Below are 21,807 nucleotides of genomic sequence, written 5' to 3'. Positions count from 1 at the left end.
ACGCCGCCAGCGTTCGTCCTGAGCCAGGATCAAACTCTCCAAGAAAGTTGATATAGCTCATTTGTTACGTTGGCTTAGCTTTTATAAAAAGCTAAAAAATTGTTTGTTGACGTTACTGTTTGTTTAGTTTTCAAAGAGCAATTTAATCATTGTCTTAAGCGACAGTGATATTATCATACCACATCTCTATCATTATGTCAATATAATAATTTAATTTTTTTGTTCTCACTTTTAACTAGTAAAGCAGGCGTTAAAAGCAACTCCCTTATAGTATCACCTTAACTTGAGTTATGCAACAAAAAGTTTTCTTTTTTTCAAAATAACTTTTCTTAGGATAATAAGACCCGCTCAGTTAAAGAACACATTGAGTTTTTAGCCTTGTTAGAAATCATTTTCAACGATAAAATCGCTCACCCTATCGTTTTCACACCTCTTTCAGTCAAAAGCTTTTATAATGACAGGTAAAATAGAAAGTAAATTCCTATAATGAAGAGAAAATCTATTATAATTAAATATACAATTCGAGATTCATCTATTTACCAGCTTCACAAGAAAGATAGTTTGATAATTCGAGAGGAAGTTTTTTATGTTAACTGAAATCTTTGCTACGCTTTTTGATGTGATTCTGCCACTTTCTATACCTGTCATAGCAGGAGTCTTGCTTAGTAGATTTGGGAAGCTGGAAATCAAGCCGCTTTTAAACTTTGCATTATACTACATAACTCCATTCTTGATTTTCGATACATTAATGGAAGCAAGGTTATCGCGTGAAGATGTCTATTTGACTCTGGCTTATTCCCTATTAAATCTACTATTACTTGCGTTTGCAGCAAACATACTAGGCAAGTTGCTCAAACTGCCTGCCAATGATATTGCAGGATTAACCTTAATATCTTCATTCACCAATTCAGTCAACTACGGAATCCCACTTACCTTGCTTGCTTTCGGGCAACTCGGGCTCGAAAAAGCATCCGTCTATATTGTCATGCAGATGGTCATGATGCATACGTTAGGAATCTTCTTTGCAGCACGTTCTCATTTTACAATAAAAAATGCGGTTAAATCGGTGTTTGCTCTGCCTGCTATCTATGCGGTACTGCTAGCCTTGATGTTGCGAACATTTGACCTACCTTTGCCAGGCGGTCTATCCACGGGAGTGTCCATGATTGCAGATGCCTACCCACCCATTGTTCTAGCGGTTTTAGGAGCACAAATGGCTAATGTGAAAACAGAAAGCATTACCAGGAATACACGGATTACCTTTTGGTCCGGCATGGGCATGAGATTATTGATCGCACCGCTCATTGCTTTACTATGTTTATATCTATTAAAAATTGATGGCATTATGTTCTCCACTCTACTCGTGTTATCGTGTATGCCCGTTGCGATTAACGCCGGCATTCTAGCAGAAAAGTTTGATGCATCACCAAAGGTGTTAACCAAAACAATTCTTTGGACTACCCTATTGTCCTTTTTCATATTACCGGTATTGATTGTTTTGGTTAAGTAGAAGCAGTAAAAATATCTTCCTTTCTGATGTACCTATACTAATGCTGTATTAGTCAATCTAATTATCTTTTTCGAAATCGCTCTGTTATTATTCATTGTTGGTTTTCGTGCAGGGTTGAGAATTCATAGGCGGAGAATCTCCGGCTATTGTTTATAAAGTAACTTAAGAAGTAACTATAAGCGGAGATATTCCGGTTAACTGCTTTAGATAAGACCATTTCTAAGGATTTAAATACAATAAACGGACTATTTCCGCCTATATATAAGGAAATATCGGTAATTCCCAATTTAAACGGAAAAACTCCGCTTATTTTCCAAACACACAGTGAAATCAACATTCAGTTTTAACAGAGCTTTCGAAATAAAAGTTACTTGCAGTTGCTTTCTTTTTTCAACAAGAACTGTCCGAATGATACCTCCATTCAGACAGTTCTTTTTTTCAAATTATTCTGTACGAATATCTCCCCTTACACTTACCTACTCCATCATCTTTGCTAGTTTTCTGCTAACCCATTTATTAACCAATGCATATAGTTTCTTCAATACATAAACGGCGATTAGGGAAACAAAGACAAAGTATTCAGGGACTTCCATAACTCGAAAAGGACTTATGGCATTACGCCAAGCCGTTTTCATTTCAAATCCTAACAAAAGGTCTACTCCGAAAGAACAACCTATCAATACGGCTAACATCGCTAGTGTAATACTGATTATTTTCATTTTCTTATCACCTTTTTTGTATCATTCCTCTTTCCTTATGGAAAATCCGCTGGTACTTTTTAGAAAAAGAGGAATACCTTTTCTTTAATAGTAGAAAATAATAAAAAATCAGGAAAGGTTTAGTGACGATGTCTCTATTTTCCCTATCCAAAAAAATAAAAAAATTAAAACAGTTAAAGAAACAAGCTCAACAAAACCAACAGCCATCCAAAGCCATACCGAGTTCTTTACTAGATCAAATCAATTCCATAAAAGAGAAAACGGGGAATAGCATTGATGTGGTCATTCGCAAATTACAGCTTGGAGATAGTAAAGGACCTGATACAGCGGTTGTCTTTGTAGAAGGGATCTCAGATAGTAAGGCAATTAATGACTTTTTGATTGAGTCCATTATGAATAATCATCCCTCTCCCAACAGCCGGCCTATTTATGACATCCTTTTTGAAAAGGTAGTAGCGCTGGGAGATGTAAAAGAAATAAAAGATTGGGACAACTTGTATCTGTCTTTAATGTCCGGCGAGAGCATTATCCTAGTTGATGGAGAAAAAAGAGCACTTAGTGCCAGTACCAGAGGCGGGGAGCAGCGTTCCATTGAAGAACCTGGCAGCCAAGTAACGGTTCGGGGTCCGCGAGATGGGTTTACTGAATCCATTCGTACCAATACTGCACTAATCCGCAGACGGATTCAAAACCCTGATTTATGGCTGGAAAATATGAAGATTGGCAGCGTTACGAAAACAGATGTATCCATTATGTATATAAAAGGCATTGCAAAGGATGAAATTGTGGAGGAAGTCCGGAATCGATTAAAAAGAATTGAAATTGATAGTATTCTTGAATCCGGTTATATTGAACAGCTTATTGAAGACCAGGCATTCACTACATTTCCAACTCTCTATCATACGGAAAGACCGGATATGGTTGCTGGTAATCTCCTTGAAGGCAGGGTTGCGATCATTGTAAATGGCACGCCATTTGTGTTAATCGCACCGGCAGTTTTTATCCAATTTTTCCAGTCGGTAGAAGATTATTACGGCCGGGCAGATATAGCCACCGCACTAAGATTCTTACGGATTTTAATATTCTTTATCTCCATTATTGCACCGGCTGCCTATATTGCGGTAACCACCTTTCATCAGGAGATGATCCCAACACAGCTGTTAGTTGCCATCGCTGCACAGAGGGAAGCAGTGCCTTTTCCTGCGTTGGTCGAAGCATTGATTATGGAAGTGGCTTTTGAGATCCTGCGTGAAGCAGGGATTAGGATGCCCAGAGCTGTTGGTTCAGCCATCTCAATCGTTGGCGCGCTGGTTATTGGTCAAGCGGCCGTACAGGCAGGGATTGTTTCCCCTGCTATGGTTATTATTGTTGCCATCACTGCCATCGCTAATTTTGCCACTCCTGCTTTTGCAGTGGCTATCTCGGCTAGATTAATTCGCTTTGGCTTTATGTTTGCTGCGGCAACCTTTGGTTTTTATGGAATCATTTTAGGGGTCATTATTTTAGCCGTACATTTATGCAGTCTTCGGTCCTTTGGGGTGCCATATTTAACCCCAATTGCCCCGCTTATCCCAGCAAACCTAGGTGATACAATCGTTCGTCTTCCAATGTGGGCGCAAAAAAAACGACCAAGGCTTTTCAGCAATAAGGAGACTCGGGTAGGAGATAATCAGAAACCACAACCTCCCGAAGGCAGAGGGATGGTCAACGATACTTTAGAAAAAGGTGACCAGGATGAACAATAAACGTATATTATTTATCCTAGTTTTTTTCGTTAGTACCCTCCTTTTATCAGGCTGTTGGAGCAAAAAGGAATTAACCGATTTGGCTATCGTGGCTGCGTTGGGAATAGACAAGAACGAACAAGGCAGATATGTGGGCACGATGCAAATTATCAATCCAGGGAACGTCACAAGCGGGATGCAGGGCGGCGGCGGGAGTCAAGGGCCTCCCATTTCTATCGTTACAGGATCAGGAGATAGTATTGTGGAGTTAAGCAGAAGCACATCCCGTAAATTATCAAGAAGACTTTATTATGCACATACCAATCTAATTGTCATTAGTGAAGAGATTGCTAAGGAGGAATCCATTAGCACTATTCTTGATCCACTGGAACGAGATGCGCAATTCCGAAGTACTGCAATTATCGTGATTGCGCAGGGATCGAAAGCTTCGGATATTGTTAAAGTGTTAACAGCAATAGATAAAATCCCATCAAATAAAGTAATCAAAACGTTAAAAATTACTGAAAAGATTTGGGGAGAAAATATCGCTGTTAGTATACAAGATGCGATAAAGATGATTGTCTCGCCCGGTAAGGAACTAGCGGTCTCAGGATTTCGTGTAAACGGAGATGTTGATAAGGGAATAACAATGGAAAATACCCAGCAAACAGAACCCGCTTCCTTACTTTTCGCAGGGAGTCTAGGCATATTTAAAAACGGGAAATTAATACAATGGGTTGATGGTGAGACAGCAAGAGGGTCGGTATTTCTTCTCGACAAATTAAATGCATCTGCTATTGGTGTAGAGTGGGAAGGAAAAGACGAGGCGATATCATATGAATTAATCAGACAAAAAACAAAAGTAAGTGCAAAAATGGAAAAAGGAAAGCCCCGCGTATCCATTGAGGTCCAGGCGGAAGGGAATATTGGTGAAACAAAAGTGCCGATAGATCTTAATAATCCCCATTTACTTTTAAAATTAGAAAAAGAAATAGAAAAGGAAATAAAAAAAGAAATTACTATGGCTATAAAGATTGCCCAAAAAAGTAAATCGGATATTTTTGGTTTTGGAGAGGCACTTCATCGAACAAACCCTAAGGAATGGGGAAAAATGGCCTCTAAATGGAATGATGTTTATTTTCCAGAAGTAAAAACAGATATAGTAGTAGACGCATTTATTCGTCGAACAGGATTACGCAACAACCCCCACCAAGTTAATCAGTAATAATTAAAAAGGATGAAAAGGAAGTGACAAAAGCGTGGAAAAGGCAAATATAAGCTTATACCAGCTTTTTGTCCTAATCTTGTTATTTGAACTCGGCAGTGCGATTTTGGTCCCTTTGGCAAGTGATGCCAAACAAGACGCCTGGCTGGCCATTCTGTTCGGAATGGCAGGAGGACTATTTTTATTCTGGGTACATTACCGTTTATTTCTTTATTATCCAGAGTTAGTCCCCCCGCAATATATGCAAAAGCTGCTTGGAAAAATAGCAGGTACACTCCTTGCCTTTTGTTATATTATTTTGTTTATGTATTCGGCAGCCAGGGTACTTCGTGATTTTGGAGAAATGCTCCTGACTTTTGCCTATCTTGAAACTCCTTTATTTATTGTAAATGCTTTGTTGATGCTGGTTATTATTTATGCTGTTAGCAAAGGGATTGAGGTTGTGGCAAGGACAGGAGAGTTATTTTTCCTGTTTATCTATTTCCTTGCCATAACCGGTTTTATTCTGATTCTATTCTCTGGGCTTATTGATGTGAATAATTTAAAACCTATACTAGAGCGAGGCATTTTACCTGTAGTGAGAGTATTTTATACTCAAACCCTATATTTCCCATTCGGTGAAATAATCGTATTTTCAATGATTTTCCCCTATATAGCAAACAAAAAAAAGGCGAAAAAAGTAGGTCTTTTTGCTATAGGGCTAAGCGGAATTAATCTGGCCATTACGATGGCGATTAATATTGGCGTATTGGGTGTTGACCTTACTGCCCGGTCGCAATTTCCGCTTTTAAGTACCATTCAAGGCATACAAGTGGCAGAATTTCTGGAACGTCTGGATGTTTTTTTTATGATATCTACCGTCATCTGTATTTTTTTTAAAGTAAGCATATATTTTTATGCTGCCGTTGCTAGTACCGCGGTCATATTTAAGATAAAGGAACCCTCAAGGTTAACATATCCCATGGGTATGGTTATTTTGTTCATGTCTGTGACGATCGCAAGCAGTTATGCAGAGCATTTAAAGGAAGGGTTGGAATTTGTTACACGCTATGTGCATCCGTTCTTCTTAATTTTGATTCCCACACTGCTGTTAGGGATTGCCTTTTTAAAAAACAGAAAAAAGAAGAGTCCTCAATAAATTTAAAGGACAAGGAGCCATGGCCCTTGTCCTTTTTGCGAGTTAACAATGATATACCTTTATCCGGTTCCTTCCATTATCCTTAGCCTGATATAAAGCCCTATCAGCTTCCATTATTAAGGAAGCGTGCTGATGGCTATTCGTAACCTTCATCGTGGAAATACCGATACTAAGGGTAATACGTTCACTTATAGAAGATCCCTTATGTGGAATATGTGCTTGCTTAACCGTTTCCTGTATAGAGCGAGCAACCTCAACAGCTTGGTCAACATTTCGACCAGGGAGTAACACGACAAACTCCTCTCCTCCATACCTAGCTGCTAAACCATCTGGTTCTAAAGGAAGTTCCTTTAGGATGCCGCCGATACTTTGAAGACAAGAATCTCCAGCCTGGTGGCCATACAAGTCATTGAACGCTTTAAAGAAATCAATATCAATTAGCATGAGGGATAGTAATTCCGAATGAGCTGTTAGCTGCCCCCATGTTTTCTCTAGAGTGTCATCAAAGCATCGGCGGTTAGCTATCCCCGTTAACCCGTCGACCATTGAAAGCTTTTGGAATAGTTGATTGGCCTCCTGAAGCTTTTGTTCCGCCTTTTTTTCTTCTGTCACATCACGATAGATCCATAAGTAGCCATCAAATCGACCATTCTCCTCCATCGGAACCGCATCCATTTCTATCATACGCCCGTCTTTCAGTTGGACTTTTTCAGCACGACATAGCTGATGACTCTCAGCAATCTCCTTCTTTTTTAACTGATAGGAGTCGAAGTTTTGAATGATATCCCTTGCATCACTCATCAATTGCTGTTGATACTCTTCCTCATTTTCATTTCCTCTAGGTTTGAACGTAAATAAATTTAAATACGAATCATTATATAAGGTTGTATTACCGTTCTCATCTTCCGCCTTCACACCATAAGGCAGGGAAGCAATCAAGGTCTTGAGTTTCATGGTTGTTTGTCTAAGTTCCTCTTCTGCCTTTTTCCTCAAGGTTATATCCCTGCTGACAGAAATCACCTGGATTTTACCATCTGGACCTTTTATAGGAGTGCCTCTCATCTCTAAATAAAGCCACTCTCCGTTGTTATGCATGCATCGGTATTCAATCTCTGCTGCTCTCCACTCAGCAATCATTTCATGAAAAAAGTGAAAAATCCTTTCCCAATCATCCGGATGTATATGGGTAATCGGATAACTTCCAATATAATCATCTAGATTTCTTCCCAAAATAGCAGCATGCGAAGGGGATGCATAGAGTACTAAACCATCTTCTGCTAAAACAGCCACCATATCTGACATATTTTCTGTTATAAAACGGTAGTTACTTTCATTCTCCATGAAAGCAGCAACATTGGGTCTGCGTGAGGAAAGACACGTTAATGTTCCTGAAAAAGAAATAATATGTTGGTTAACATCTAAATCTGCCCTCAAAAACAAGTGAGCATCTGCTGCCACTCCCTGTTTGGACACCACTCCAATTTCCAAGACTATACCGTCTCGACGCCCTTCAACTAATATATCAAAATGCTGTTGAAGGACGATTTCGTCTTCCCCTTTTACATATTTCGTAAAGTTGGTTCCTAAAGTTTCTTCTACTGTATATGAAGTTAAATTGATCCATTCAGCATTCAAGGATGTGAAATTCATGTTTATATCAAGTTGAAAAATGACTGCATTTTTAACATCAATAATTTCCTGATACTTATTTGGATTTTGTTTAGTAGAGATATTCTTGATGTCCATTATTCACAGTACCTTTCTTTATTCGTAATAAATCCGATTATAACAGTGGAATGGTATGGAAAGATAGGTCAAATAAATTGGTAAAACGTGCGCTGGTACTTAAGATGGTGCAAATGAAAAATAGCACCTCGCATCAGGGCAGGGTGCTATTTTTATTATTAAGTTCTCAGGTTGTCTTAAATTATTCCAGGTCAGGCTTTATGATATCAGCCTCAACCCGGCTCATGAACTCTTCTACTGCGCTGTACCCTTGCTGCTGTAAATACCAGTTATTCGCTGCTGCCTCAATTAACCCTGCCACATCCCGTCCAGGCTGGAGCTGGATTTCCATGGAGGGAATTTTAACCCCCATATAGTCGGTATAATGATATTCTTGCTCTAAATCGTTATAAAGTGCATCCTTTTCCCACTTCGTTAAATGAATATCAAGAGAAATTCGGGTTTCATCCTGGAAGGCTTTACGCCCGTATAAGCGGACCACATTTAACAATCCAATACTGCGAAGAGCCAGGAACTCCCTGAGTTTCCCATCATGTGTACCCAAAATAGTTTGCGTACTTAACTTCTTAAGAACAACCATATCATCTGATACCAGGCGGTGTCCGCGGCGGATCAAAGTATGTGCCGTCTCACTTTTTCCTACCCCCGAGCTTCCGCGAAGTAAGATCCCAATCCCAGACACATTCATACACACTCCATGAACAGCAATTTCTGGTGCAAGCGCCTTCACCAAAAACGCATCCAATTTCGAGATAAATTCTGATGTTGTCTCAGGTTTGTTAGTAACTAACAAGGGAATGCCCTGTTCTGTACAATGGTGCATCAAATAAGTAAGTCCCTCTTCACCCGCTGTTACAATAAAACAAGGCGGATGGTAGTGAACGATATTACCGATTCGAATTTTGCGTTCTTCTTTACTTAACTTATGTAAGTAGGTAATTTCCTTTTTTCCTAAAATTTGAATCCGCTCTGTTGGAAAAAAGTCAAAATGTCCTACAAATTCCAGCCCAGGCCGATGCACCTGTGATTGCGTAATGACCTTCTGCAGTTTGTCTTCTCCCGCCAGTACTTTCAATGAATATTTTTGAACCAAGTTTTCTATCGTTACTTTTTTCAATCTAACCTCACGTCCTATTAACCTTTTTATAGAATTATACTTAAGATTATTGGAAACGTCATCCATTTAGGTAGAAGTATACATCCACTATTGTTACCGGCGTTTTGCCTTGTCTCGATTTAGAGGCACAATTAAGTATTGTGACCGAATTACTGCGTCACCCTGATTTTCAGGCACAATACTCCCACTATTGTTACCGAGTCGCTGCCTCACTTCGATTTTCGGGCACAATACTCCCACTATTGTTACCGAATCTCTGCCTCACTTCGATTTTCGGGCACAATACTCTCACTAACGAAATCCAGCTCCCATTTTCCGGGCACAGTCCAAATGCCAAATTTCAAAAAAGTGATTTTATAAAAAGGCTCTATTAAAAATAAATTCGATTTCACTGTGTTTGGAAAATAAGCGGAGAATTTCCGCTTAAATTAGGAAATACCCATGTTTCATTAAAGATAGGCGGAGTTTTTCCGCTTATTGTTTCTAAATCATTGTAATTTGTCTTATTTAAGGCAGTTAAGCGGAATATCTCCGCTTATATCTGCTCTTAAGGTTCCTCTATAAACAATAGCCGGAAATTCTCCGCCTATGAATTCTCAACCCTACAAAAAAATCAACAATGAATAATAACAGAGCCTAAAAAAAACCGACCACTAGGTAGTGGTCGGGCATGAAATCTGTGTTTATCGCAATCTTTCTTTCTGAGAACGCATCACACTATCTATTTTTCTACTTTTCTCCGCTTAACAGCAAAGAACGTTACACCCGCGGCAACTAAACCAAGTCCAACTAAGATAAGGTTAAAGCTGTTTGTTGCTGTGTTTGGCAAATTGCCTGGTTTCTGTGAACCTTGCTTTTCAGGTGTTGAATCGGTTTCGGTGACTTTACCTGGAACTGGGGTTTCTTGCTCAGAAGGAGCTTTTCCTTCTTCAACAGGCACCTCACCCGGTTCTTCACTTTCTTCCGGAGGAGTCTCCTCCTTGACACCCGCTGTTTTAACAACGGTTGTTCCATAGATAATACGTTCAAAGTCATCACTAAACCCAACGACCTCAATAGTATATTCCTTATCGCTCTCAAGGTCATTTATAGTGTAGACAGAACCATCAACGTCACTCGCAACTTCTTCGCCATCAATCGTTACATAATAAAGGTAATCCTCGTAGCCGTCCTCCGTCACTGGCGCCCAGCTAATCTCTATGGAATTCTCTGTTACCTTATTGACTATAAGATCGAGATATTCATAACTGACCATAATACCCTTGTCTTCTAAACGCTGAATGACAGAAAGAGCATCCGATCCTTCTGACAAATCTAAAGGATTTTTCATCAGTAACACATATTGTAAATTCTCTAATTTTAGTAAGCTTGAAATATCTTCAATTTCGTTATAGGCAATGTTAAGAATTTCAAAACCTAAGCCTGTTAAGGACTGAATTTCTTTAATTTTATTCCCTTGCAGCGATAGCATAGAAAGATTTGTAAGCTGTGATAAACCACTGATATCCTTCACTTCATTATTATCTAAAAGTAACATTTCAAGGTTTGTTAATGAGATCAAATCTGAAATGTCAGCCAAATGATTATTGTTTAAGGATAGATACATTAAATTTGCTAAACCAGTTATCGGCCCCAGCGTACGAATATCATTAGAATCCAAGATTAATTCTTCTAGATTAGCAGCAAACTCTAAACCATCCAGCTTCTCAATCCCTCGATCACTGGCATCTAAGCTTGTTAAAATCTTCATATCACTCTCGTATATATCACGAGAGGAAATATGCAGGGAATCTTGCACTGCTTCTTTAAGTGCTTCATCCGGGAACGAAATAACTTTACCTGCTGGTACCGGCAGTGTAGTCACATAGTTATAGGCACTACCCCAAATAACACCTGCGCTATCGACTGCTTCTACTGAAATTTCATACTCAGTAATCGGTTTAAGATTAGTAAATTCATAATTATTCTCTTCGACTGGAATCTCTGCCACTAAATCACCGTCAAGGTAGAGTTTATATTTACTAATGAAATCAGTAATTCCAGGGAAACTGAATTGAATCCCAACAGAGGATTCCTCCACTTCCTGAATGAATATTTCGTTACTGTCTTCCATCCATTCCACGGATACATCGTTTGAGAGAAGATTTTTTAACACTTCAACATCTTCGGAGCCTTTTGAAAAATCAAGACCCTCGTTATCGTATAACGTCACATAAGTGAGTTTTGTTAGTTCATTAAGGACTGTAATATCTTCAATTTGGTTAGAAGATAAATAGAGAGATTCTAGATTGGTTAACTGAATTAACTCATCAAGACTTGTAATCAAATTTTCATCTAAATCAAGAAACACTAGATTGGTCAGATTACGAAGCGGCGATAGATCTTCAATTTGGTTGCCAAAAAGCGTTAGATCCTCTAAATTAACAGCTGATTCAAGACCTGTTAAATTACTAATGTCTGAATAACTAGCATCGAGGCTAGTCAAATTTTCCATATCTTCTTTATAAATGTCACGATGACCAATTTTCAATTGATTTTTGATCGCATTTTTTAAATCTTCGTCAGCAAATACCACAGCCTCTCCTCTTGGGGCAGCTGGTGTGGTAACTTCCATACTTACAGACTCATTTGTTCCATCCTTGTAGACATAGTCTACTTTTAACATATACGAAGTCTCAGGCAATAATCCTGAATACGTATAAGATGTAGTGTATACATCGGTAATTTCTTCAACCAACTTGTCATTTAAATAAACAAGGTATTTTTCTACTTCTTCGGAATCAATATGCTCATCCCACTGTATGGAGATAGATTGGTCATTGATTGCTTCAATCTTTATATCTTTTTTAAGGATAAGCTTTTCGGCAGGGAACACCATTTCAATGGGATTTGTTACATAATTCCCCTCGCTCTTAATGGTGAATTCCTCCATAATATCTTCTTCTGTGGTGTAGTTATAAGTAGTGAACTGGTACGTTCCTGGAGGAAGATTTAGTTCACGGGATTCTATATCGGAATCTATAAAATAGCCTTCCTCATCCAAATAACCATAAAAACTAACTTCGGAATTCTCTTCACTTATACCTTCAATGAAAAAGTCAAAGCCCCAAGGAATCTCACCTGAGTCAGATACCACCTTGATTGTGGCCGGGACAGCCTCTACTTTGAGGGGTGCTGCTAATTTCGTCTCTGCTTGTCCAACAAAAGTATGTTCAAGAGGATTGCTTCTTATTTGTTCACCTGTAGGCAGGGTTGCAGCGATTTCATACTTATACAATGTATTCTTTTCAACAGTTTGATCTTCATAAGAATACCTTCTGACATTTTCTTTAGCTGTTTCATTTGAAGGGACCGGTGTGATGTCCAGGACCTCTCCATTTTTTATTAATTGGTAGTTCGCTGCTTCCTCTTCCTGATCATTCTCTACTTCCCAAACAAGAACCGTTGAATTCTTGTTATCTGTAATATCTAGTAAATGTAACACTGTCGCAGCGTTAGCCTTTACACTAGCGAATGGGCTAAACAAGGAGAAGAATAATACTAGAACAATTGACAGGTTCGTCCATTTTCGATTATGCAAACCGTACCCTCCTAAAAATAATAGTTTACTAACTTAAATATTATATATCGCAATAGGGACATTTGATATACATTTTTTCAAAATTCTTACATATTTCGACATTCTAAATATACGCTTTCAAAGTGTTTTTCCATAACAAGCTTTTAGCAATACTGTGTAAATGGAACTATATTATAGAACACCCCACTAACCAAACAAGGCAATTCAAATCATATTTAATAAAAAAATAGAGTCTTTTTTCACAAAATATTTAAATTTCTATTAAAAAACATTAACAAGTTAGTTATAATGAAAAATGGAAAATAAAGAGAAATAAGGGGGAAGTTAGAAAGATGACACTTTATGGGGGAATTGTTTTAATTCATGTTTTATCGGCAGTAATAGGAATGGGGCCAAGTTTTGTTTTTCCAATCATTCAATCGTTTGGTACAACAAAGCAAAGTTTACAATTGATTAATCACATCCTTGAAAAAGCAGAAAAAGTCGTGATGATTGGAAGTATTCTTTTACTGCTTACTGGATTAACAATGGGTGCACTAAATCCAAACTTATTTTCACAAATTTGGTACATTACTTCTATTATATTGTTCTTCGTTGCTCTATATCTATCAGTTGGATTTGCGGGAAAAAGAACAAAACAAGCGGTGGCCATTTTGGATAAGCATAAAGGTGACGATATTCCAAGTGAAGTTAAAACACTTAACAAATCCGTGGGAATGGCAGGAGCAGGTTCTGCGTTAATCGCAGTTGTAATGATTTTCCTCATGTCTGTTAAGCCATTTTAAGCAATATCTATATACATAGACAAGAGGCGCAGATTCAACTCTGCGCCTCTTGCCGTGAAACGAATATTCCGAAAACCAAATACTCAAACCTTTGTTTTTAAGTGCATCACTATGCTTTCTTTGAGATAATTTTACTTTTTAAAGGAATTGGCTGTTCATTTTTTGCTGACATGATTTTCAGTTCGTTTGTTAACCCTTTATAGGTGGAATAACACATAAATAGCATTAAAACGGCTAGCGGAATCGACGTTGCCACGAGGGCTGATTGCAGACCCGACAAACCACCTGTCATAATTAGTACAGCGGAAACGGCTGCGATGATGACACCCCAAATGATTTTAGTAGTATGAGTTGGATTCGGGTGACCGTTTTCACTAATCATACCAAGTACAAAAATGGCTGAATCGGCGGATGTGATAAAGAAAATAAGCACAAGAACCATTGCTAAAATACTTAAGAATGTACTCATTGGGAAGTATTCGAAAAATTTAAACAGAGCAGAAGTTACATCTGATGATACTGCATCTGCGATGGCTGTTTTGCCTTGGTTTTCGATTAGATCAATCGCTGAACCTCCCATTACTGCAAACCATAAGAAGGAACCAAGAACAGGTATAAAGATAGCCCCCATCATAAACTCTTTAATGGTTCGTCCTTTCGATATCCTCGCGACAAAGCTTCCTACAAGCGGTGCCCAAGCAATCCACCAGCCAAAGTAGAATAGTGTCCAGCTTCCGATCCATGATCCGTCACTGTAAGGCTCCGTTCTGAATGACATACCGATAAAGTTTTGGGCATAGTCCCCAATTCCTTGTAAAAAGATTTTTAAGATTGATTGTGTGGGTCCAAGTACCAGCATAAAAGCTAATAATAGAAAAGCCAGCGTCATATTCAAATTGGATAAATGTTTCATGCCGCTCTGCAGCCCCGAAACCGTTGATCCAAGATAGAGGACCGTTACAACTGCAATGATGATAACTTGGGTAAGAAACCCTACGGGAACACCCCATAAATAATTCATCCCGCTATTCACTTGCAATGTCCCAAATCCTAGAGAGGTAGCAATTCCAATTACAATAGACAGGGTAACAATGATATCAATAAACTTTCCGAACCCGCCATTAATTCTGTCTCCTACTAACGGGTAAAAGGTGGAGCTTAAGGAAGAAGGCAGTTTTTTTCTAAATTGGAAAAATGCTAAGGAAACTCCTACAACGGCATAACATGCCCAAGCTGATACACCCCAGTGCAGATAGACAAATTGCATGGCCAGCTTTGCCGATTGTTCGGACGATGCTTGTCCAAAAGGGGGATCAATATAGTAAGATACAGGTTCTGCAACACCCCAAAACACAAGACTAATGCCAATAGAAGCACTGAAAAGCATGGCAATCCATGTACTCGTTTTAAATTCAGGACGATCAGTGTCATCACCTAGCCGAATATGTCCAAATCTAGACAAACCAATATGCATACAAAAAGCAAAGAAGAGAAAAACACTGCCGAGAATAAACCAGCCTAAATTATTATAGATGAAATTTAGAGATGAGCTTGAGAAATTCTCTAACTGTTTAGGTGCAAATATACCGACACTTATTAAAGCTAAGCTTATTGCCAATGAAAAATGGAATACGGTTTTCTTACCCTGCATACAAACACTCCTTTATTGATTTTTAAATGTAAGCGATTTCTAAATATGGTAAAAAAATCGTAAATGAGTTCATTGAATTAGTTGCTGATTTTAAGAATAATCTGAAATCATATGAAGGATATCCCCTCATATGATTTCATTTATTTTTACACCTTTGATGAAATAGTAGATTCAATAATTTCAATAATCTTGTCTGCTACTTCAGACGTCGAGGCCGTACCATTCATATCTGGTGTTAGCACTTCGCCTTCTACCAATAGCTTTTCAATCGCTTCAAGCACCATCTTTCCATATGCTTCATAGCCGAAAAAGTCGAGCATCTGACTTGCCGACCATATCGTTGCTAACGGATTCGCAATACCTCGTCCTGCAATGTCAGGTGCAGACCCATGGATAGGCTCAAACATGGATGGATAGTCTCTTTCCGGATTAATATTTGCCCCTGCAGCCAGCCCAATTCCTCCGGCAATGGCCGCACCTAAATCGGTCAGAATGTCACCAAAAAGGTTGGATGTGACGACCACTTCAAATCGCTTCGGATCTTTAATCATCAGCATTGCCGCTGCGTCGACAAGGTAGGATGCAGTTTTTACTTCAGGATACTCAGCACTCACTTCTTCAAAAACCTGATCCCAAAAGACCATTGAATAATTCAAGGCGTTTCCCTTCGATATACTTGTCAGCGACCTTCCTTCTTTTTTTGCCGTTTCAAATGCATATCGGATAATCCGCTCTGTTCCCTTTCTGGAAAAAACACTGTTTTGTAAAACCACTTCGTGATCTTGTCCTTTAAACAGCCAATCGCCAGCACCAGAATATTCACCTTCACTGTTTTCACGGATGAACAGCATATTAATATCTTCCCTGTTCACATCATTCAAGGCTGTTTTCGCCCCTTTTAATAAAGTCACGGGACGTATATTCACATACTGATCAAAGCTTTTTCTAATTTTTAGTAATAAATCCCACAATGAAATGTGGTCAGGGACGCCGGGAAAACCAACTGCCCCCAAATATATGGCATCAAACTCTTTTAGCTGCTCAACGCCGTCATCTTCCATCATTTTTCCATGTTTCGAATAAAATTCACACCCCCATGGAAAATAGGTAAAGTCGAATTGGAAAGTTGAATCGATGCTGGCTACTTTATTTAAAACCTTGATCCCCTCGTTAATCACTTCTGGTCCAACACCGTCACCAGCAATTACCGCAATTTTTAGATTTTTCACAATAAAAAACTCCCTTTTATCATATCAAAATTTGTATCATTGAACCTAAAGAATTGTCTAGCGCAAGCAGTCCATCTTCTTGCAGATTTGTGCAAAGGAAGCTTGCGCTTTTCTAATCAGCTATGATTCCAGACAACCATTTTCATTTCAGTCATTTCTTCCACCGCATACTTAATTCCCTCACGCCCTGTACCACTTTCTTTTACTCCGCCGTAAGGCATCTGATCAACACGGAATGTTGGTATGTCATTTATTATAACTCCGCCTACATGTAATTCCTGTGAGGCAAAAAGAGCATTTTTCACATTATTTGTGTATATACCAGCCTGAAGTCCAAAGCGAGAGTTATTTACTTCTTTTATCGCTTCCTCTACTGAACTTACTTTATTCACAACAACCACCGGTGCAAAGGCTTCCTGACAAGAGACCTTTAAATCGTGGTCCGCATCGGTTATAATCGTTGGCTCAAGTATACCATCCACCATCTTTCCTCCTGCCGCGATGTTGGCAGTACTGCCTTCTGTTTCGCCAATCCAGCCTGCTACACGTTCTGTTTCACTCTTTGAAATTAATGACGAAATATAGGTTTCCGGATCAAATGGATCGCCCATTTTCAATTGCTTGGTCGCTGCCGTGAATTTCGTTACAAATTCTTCATAAACCTCTTCATGAGCATAAACTCGCTGTAAGGAAATACACACCTGTCCTTGGTTAGAGAATGCTCCCAGGATACAGCGGTCGATAATTTGATCAATATCAATGCCTTTATCAATAATTAATGCTGAATTGGAACCAAGCTCCAATGTTGTCTTTTTTAATCCAGCTTTACTGCGGATACCAATTCCTACGCTCGGGCTTCCCGTAAAGGTAACCATATTCACTCGGTAATCTTCCACAATTGCTTCCCCTACTGTTCCACCAGGGCCTGTCACAACATTTAGTGCGCCAGCTGGAAGACCTGCTTCTTCAAAGAGTTCAGCGATAAAGAGCGCAGAAAGCGGTGTCTGTGAAGCAGGTTTTAAGACAATCGTGTTTCCTGCAGCAATCGCCGGACCTACTTTATGGGCGACAAGGTTCATCGGAAAATTAAAGGGTGTGATGGCACCGATTACTCCAATCGGTTCTCTTACTGTATATCCGAATCGGCCAACACCGCCTGGCGCTGCATCGAAAGGAATCGTTTCGCCATGAATTCGTTTTGCTTCTTCTGCTGCAAATTTATATGTTTCAATGGTTCTTCCCACTTCTGCCTTGGAGAACATAATCGGTTTTGCGGACTCACGTGTAATAATCTCAGCTGCTTCATCTGCTCTTTCTTTTAAAAGAGAAACAACATTTTCCAAAATCTCTGCCCGCTGATGGGCAGGCATTTTCGCCATTACTCCACGTGCTTCGTAGGCAGCATCAATCGCTATTTTTGTGTACTCTTTATCTGCCATCGCAATCTGAGCTATTTCCTCTCCTGAATACGGGGAGCGAAGTGGTGCATATGTCGGTGTCTCTACTTTTAGACCATTGATCATTAGGAACTGTTTCGTTAACGTTAATTCACTGATAATTTTACTCATTGAGGGCCTCCAATACCATTTCATGAAATTGTAATATTGCTTTTTCTGAGGATGAATATCTGCCTTTATTAAAAGCACGAGAACGGAAACCAATTTGCTCCAGTTCTACAAGCTCGATATCTTCTTGACGAACTTGCTCCGCAAATGCTACTAAGTCTTTTTCATCTTGAGTCAGGTTTTCATCGCGGAAATAGTAGGTATAGACAGCTAAGGATGTTTCGTGATCAATTGGGATCATTTGAATGGTCGCCATATTACCAGGACCTGGATAGATGGTCACCATTAAATTCGGCCATAACCAGTAAAACGAACCGCCCTGCATTTCGGCTTCATCTAGGCTAACACTTCCATATTTTTTATCTGGTTTTACCACAGTCCCTTGGATCGAATAATTGTCACAGGTAATGATTTGGTAATCATTCATATCCAGGGCTGCAACGAAACCTGGATGGGCAACATGGCAATGGTCGCATTCTAAATAGTTGTCGATATAAGCTTTCCAGTTTGCTTTGACCACACGAGTTCTTTGATGAGTTCTTTTCAACTCACTTAAGAATGGGAACTTGCTCAATTTTTCAAAAAAGTCACCAAATGACTCGCTTAACGGCTTTGCATTATCATCAAGATTTACGAAAATTAATGATTCCATAATACCGATGGAGACAGATCGTAAACATGCATCCTTCACACAAGCCGCATCTTCTCCTCGAAAGTTAGGCGCTTTATTCAACTGACCATCAAGCTTGAAGGTCCAGCCATGATACCCGCATTGCAAGATTTTCTTGTTTCCAGCCTCTGTTCTTTCAAGCTTTGTCGCACGGTGCGGACAAACATTGTAAAAAGCGCGTATCACTTCATCTTTTCCTCGGTTTACAATAATCGGCTCTCCTGCTACATCAACGGTAAAAAAGTCTCCTGGCTTTTCTACCTGGCTAACATGTCCTACTAGCTGCCATGATTTTGAAAAAACAAGATCCATTTCTTTTTCCAACACTTTTGGGTCAGTATATTTGTCATATGGTAACGATCTTTCAAATGTACGATTTGTTGCATTTTGCACTTGGTTATAAGCCATTATTTTTTCCCCCATAAAATAGATTCATTTTATTAAACTCTTACTACCTGGTCCTTCGTATCTTTATTGCTTTTTGCTTTTTTCTCCATCATGCTCGTACTATGCAGGGGCTGTACTTTGGAATCTGGATCCAGGTAGACCTTCGCATTACTTACAGCTGTCGGCGCTTCCCCAAAACCGCTGGCAATCAGCTTTACTTTTCCTTTATACGTACAAATATCCCCTGCAGCATAAATACCTTTTATATTTGTTTCCATTTTGGAATTGACTACAATTGAATTCCCTTCGATCTCCAAACACCAGTCTTTTATCGGTCCGAGTGAGGAGACAAATCCGTAATTGACAAGGATATCATCTACTTCAATTTCCATTGACTTGCCGCTGTTCGCTTCTGTCAAAGCGACCTTTTCTACCTTGTTTTCTCCTATTAGTTCGACTGGAACATACGGTGTTAAAACCTCTACTTTTGATTTTTTCAGCAATTCAACACTGTGTTCATGGGCACGGAACTTATCTCTCCTATGAATGAGGTATACTCTTTCAGCTATTGGTTCAAGCATTAACGCCCAATCCACCGCAGAATCACCACCCCCAAATACAGCAACCCTTCGTCCGGAAAATTGATTTAAATCCTGAACGAAATAGTGGATATTAGCGCTTTTAAATTTTTCTTCGCCCGGCAGTTTCAGCTTCCGCGGCTGGAATGCACCATTTCCAGCAGTAATGATGACTGCTTTCGTATAATGAGTTCCTTTGTTCGTTAAGATCGCAAAAGACTGATCTGCAAGCCGGGTGATGCTTTCAACGGATTCCTCTAAGCAAAGTGTTGGTTCAAACTGATTCATCTGCGTCATTAAATTATCAATGAGCTCTCCTGCTCTCACCTTTGGAAGCCCAGCAATATCATAAATATATTTTTCAGGGTACAACGCAGACAATTGTCCACCTAATTGAGGAAGACTTTCGATTACTTTTACGGAAGCTTGGCGCATTCCTGCATAGAAGGCAGTAAATAAACCAACTGGCCCTCCGCCGATAATGGTAATATCAAATGTTTCTCGCTGATCTCCCATAAAGTCCCTCCCAATAGTTTGTTGGCTAACTCGCATCCTTCACCAACGAAACAAATAATAAATGATTCATACACTTTCTAATGCAAGTATTGTGCCAATGTTGTTAAATCAAGAAACATACAGAACTTATTATAAAAATTTGCTGAATATTACGAATAAATGAGTTAAAATTGACTCATTGTTACGGAAATTGAAGCAAAAACAACTCACTTTCAAAAGAGAGGGCTAGCCAATGAAAATATCTAAACACACAGGCAATGTTGAAATGACTGTACAAACTCTATTAAAGATTCTAGATCACTCCTCTGACGAAATCTTCGTCCTTGATGGCGAAAAGCGAATTCTTTATGTCAATCAGGTTTGTGAAAAGCACTATGGGCTTAAACCAACAGATGTGATTGGAAAATTCAATGTCGAACTGTTCGAGAAAGGTTATTGGAAGCCTTCGATTGTACCAGAAGTTTACAGAAGGAAAGAGCCATGCTATATGAGGCAGGTCACAAATATCGGGGCTGAGTTAATGACCTCTGCGGTGCCAATCTTAAACGAAAACGGAGAAATTGATCTCGTTGTGATCACATCAACTCAGGTAGAAACGATTAAGATGATGAAGGCGAAGGAAGAGAAGGTTGAGTCAAAATTAACTCAAGAGATAAGCGATGGATCTCAAATTATTACAAATAGCGGTAAGATTAAGAGTATCTTAGAGTTTTGCAAAAAAGTAGCACCGACAGATTCAAATATTCTTATTTTAGGAGAGTCTGGAACAGGAAAGAGCGTGCTGGCTCAATATATCCATAAGATTAGCAGACGGAAAAATGGACCATTTCTAGCCATCAACTGTGCGGCTATTCCTGAGGAATTATTAGAGTCAGAGCTGTTCGGCTATGCAAAAGGGGCCTTTACCGGTGCAAGTCATTTGGGGAAACAAGGACTGATTGAAGCAGCAAATGGCGGTACTTTATTTTTAGATGAAATCGGGGAAATGCCTCTATCTGTACAGGCAAAACTTCTGCAGGTCATTCAGGAGAAGCAATTTATTCCGGTCGGAAGCAATAAAGTAAAAAAAGTGGATATTCGAATTATGGCAGCAACCAACAAAAACTTAGCTGATTTGGTGAAAGACAAAGCATTTCGCGAAGATTTATTTTACCGTTTGAATGTAATTGATATTCATTTACCGCCGTTATCGGAAAGAAAGGAAGATATTGTTCCGCTTATTTATAACTTTTTAAATAAATTTAATCAAAAATATAATGAAAATAAAGTGATTTCCGATGAATGCCTGAATATTCTTATTCACTATTCCTGGCCAGGCAATATCCGTCAGCTTGAAAATTTAATGGAACGTTTAGTAATCGTAAGCAATTCCATTATTCAACTCGCCGATATACCAGATATTATCAATGAAAGTGTCGGACAGGTTACGCAGCTCGCCCTTCCAAACTCGTTGGATAAAGCGCTTGATGAAACGAAGAGAACCTTTATTAGAAGGTCCTTTCAAACGTACAAATCTTCTAGAAAAGTAGCAAACGACCTCGGCATCAGCCAAACAAAAGCAGCAAACCTAATTAGAAAATATTGCTCTGATTTGATAAGTAATTAAGTTATCTATAAAATGTGCGGGTCCCCATTACTAAGCTAGCTGATTTTTGGCTTATTATTTC

At 39.1% G+C, this 21,807-nt stretch carries 15 protein-coding genes; 6 read left to right on the top strand and 9 right to left on the bottom strand.

The window, feature by feature from the left end; translation table 11 throughout:
* Positions 1 to 586 precede the first annotated feature (586 nt).
* Positions 587 to 1,510: an AEC family transporter gene (locus tag H0184_RS24880; protein ID WP_221829698.1), complete on the top strand. Its 924-nt coding sequence runs from the start codon at positions 587 to 589 to the stop codon at positions 1,508 to 1,510.
* 476 nt (positions 1,511 to 1,986) lie between these two features.
* Here H0184_RS24880 and H0184_RS24875 read toward each other — a convergent pair whose 3' ends face one another.
* Positions 1,987 to 2,229 carry a hypothetical protein gene (locus tag H0184_RS24875; RefSeq protein ID WP_221829686.1) on the bottom strand — a complete coding sequence of 81 codons (243 nt, stop codon included), beginning with the start codon at positions 2,227 to 2,229 and terminating at the stop codon, positions 1,987 to 1,989.
* 128 nt (positions 2,230 to 2,357) lie between these two features.
* Here H0184_RS24875 and H0184_RS24870 point away from each other — a divergent pair, with 128 nt between their 5' ends.
* The 3 genes from H0184_RS24870 to H0184_RS24860 are packed head-to-tail and all read left to right on the top strand — an operon-like array spanning position 2,358 to position 6,316.
* Positions 2,358 to 3,974, top strand: coding sequence for a spore germination protein (locus tag H0184_RS24870; RefSeq protein ID WP_221829682.1), 1,617 nt, complete (start codon positions 2,358 to 2,360; stop codon positions 3,972 to 3,974).
* Positions 3,964 to 5,178 (top strand): Ger(x)C family spore germination protein, encoded by a 1,215-nt coding sequence (locus H0184_RS24865; RefSeq protein WP_221829680.1) that lies wholly within the window; start codon positions 3,964 to 3,966, stop codon positions 5,176 to 5,178. The genes H0184_RS24870 and H0184_RS24865 overlap by 11 nt, the downstream gene beginning before the upstream one ends.
* 34 nt (positions 5,179 to 5,212) lie before the next feature.
* Complete coding sequence (locus tag H0184_RS24860) at positions 5,213 to 6,316, top strand: GerAB/ArcD/ProY family transporter (RefSeq protein ID WP_221829678.1); 1,104 nt, start codon at positions 5,213 to 5,215, stop codon at positions 6,314 to 6,316.
* Between the two features lie 42 nt (positions 6,317 to 6,358).
* On the opposite strand, the gene H0184_RS24855 is transcribed toward H0184_RS24860, so the two are convergent.
* From H0184_RS24855 to H0184_RS24845, 3 genes are all read right to left on the bottom strand, one after another.
* Entirely contained in the window at positions 6,359 to 8,062 is a 1,704-nt protein-coding gene (locus H0184_RS24855; protein ID WP_221829675.1) for a diguanylate cyclase, read from the bottom strand.
* A gap of 181 nt (positions 8,063 to 8,243) precedes the next feature.
* Positions 8,244 to 9,179, bottom strand: coding sequence for an HPr(Ser) kinase/phosphatase (hprK, locus tag H0184_RS24850; protein ID WP_221829648.1), 936 nt, complete (start codon positions 9,177 to 9,179; stop codon positions 8,244 to 8,246).
* Positions 9,180 to 9,900: 721 nt separating this feature from the next.
* A complete protein-coding gene (locus H0184_RS24845; RefSeq protein WP_221829645.1) occupies positions 9,901 to 12,759 on the bottom strand; it encodes a leucine-rich repeat domain-containing protein in 2,859 nt (952 codons plus the stop codon).
* Positions 12,760 to 13,091: 332 nt separating this feature from the next.
* On the opposite strand from H0184_RS24845, the gene H0184_RS24840 reads away from it, so the two are divergent.
* Complete coding sequence (locus H0184_RS24840; RefSeq protein ID WP_221829643.1) at positions 13,092 to 13,544, top strand: DUF2269 family protein; 453 nt, start codon at positions 13,092 to 13,094, stop codon at positions 13,542 to 13,544.
* 109 nt (positions 13,545 to 13,653) lie between these two features.
* Here the strand turns inward: H0184_RS24840 and H0184_RS24835 are convergent, their stop codons facing one another.
* From H0184_RS24835 to H0184_RS24815, 5 genes are all read right to left on the bottom strand, one after another.
* Complete coding sequence (locus tag H0184_RS24835) at positions 13,654 to 15,195, bottom strand: BCCT family transporter (protein ID WP_221829641.1); 1,542 nt, start codon at positions 15,193 to 15,195, stop codon at positions 13,654 to 13,656.
* 146 nt (positions 15,196 to 15,341) lie between these two features.
* Positions 15,342 to 16,424 (bottom strand): tartrate dehydrogenase, encoded by a 1,083-nt coding sequence (locus H0184_RS24830; RefSeq protein WP_313771826.1) that lies wholly within the window; start codon positions 16,422 to 16,424, stop codon positions 15,342 to 15,344.
* A 116-nt stretch (positions 16,425 to 16,540) separates the two neighbouring features.
* A complete protein-coding gene (locus tag H0184_RS24825) occupies positions 16,541 to 17,992 on the bottom strand; it encodes an aldehyde dehydrogenase family protein (protein WP_221829639.1) in 1,452 nt (483 codons plus the stop codon).
* Complete coding sequence (locus H0184_RS24820) at positions 17,985 to 19,067, bottom strand: aromatic ring-hydroxylating oxygenase subunit alpha (protein ID WP_221829636.1); 1,083 nt, start codon at positions 19,065 to 19,067, stop codon at positions 17,985 to 17,987. Before H0184_RS24820 ends, H0184_RS24825 begins: the two co-directional genes overlap by 8 nt.
* Before the next feature lie 32 nt (positions 19,068 to 19,099).
* Complete coding sequence (locus H0184_RS24815; RefSeq protein ID WP_221829633.1) at positions 19,100 to 20,140, bottom strand: NAD(P)/FAD-dependent oxidoreductase; 1,041 nt, start codon at positions 20,138 to 20,140, stop codon at positions 19,100 to 19,102.
* A gap of 232 nt (positions 20,141 to 20,372) precedes the next feature.
* Here H0184_RS24815 and H0184_RS24810 point away from each other — a divergent pair, with 232 nt between their 5' ends.
* Complete coding sequence (locus H0184_RS24810; RefSeq protein WP_221829631.1) at positions 20,373 to 21,746, top strand: sigma-54 interaction domain-containing protein; 1,374 nt, start codon at positions 20,373 to 20,375, stop codon at positions 21,744 to 21,746.
* The last annotated feature ends 61 nt before the right edge of the window (positions 21,747 to 21,807 follow it).

This window comes from Neobacillus niacini (assembly GCF_019749295.1).
GTDB lineage: Bacteria > Bacillota > Bacilli > Bacillales > Cytobacillaceae > Neobacillus > Neobacillus niacini_D.
This window is presented reverse-complemented; position numbering and strand designations above follow the sequence as displayed.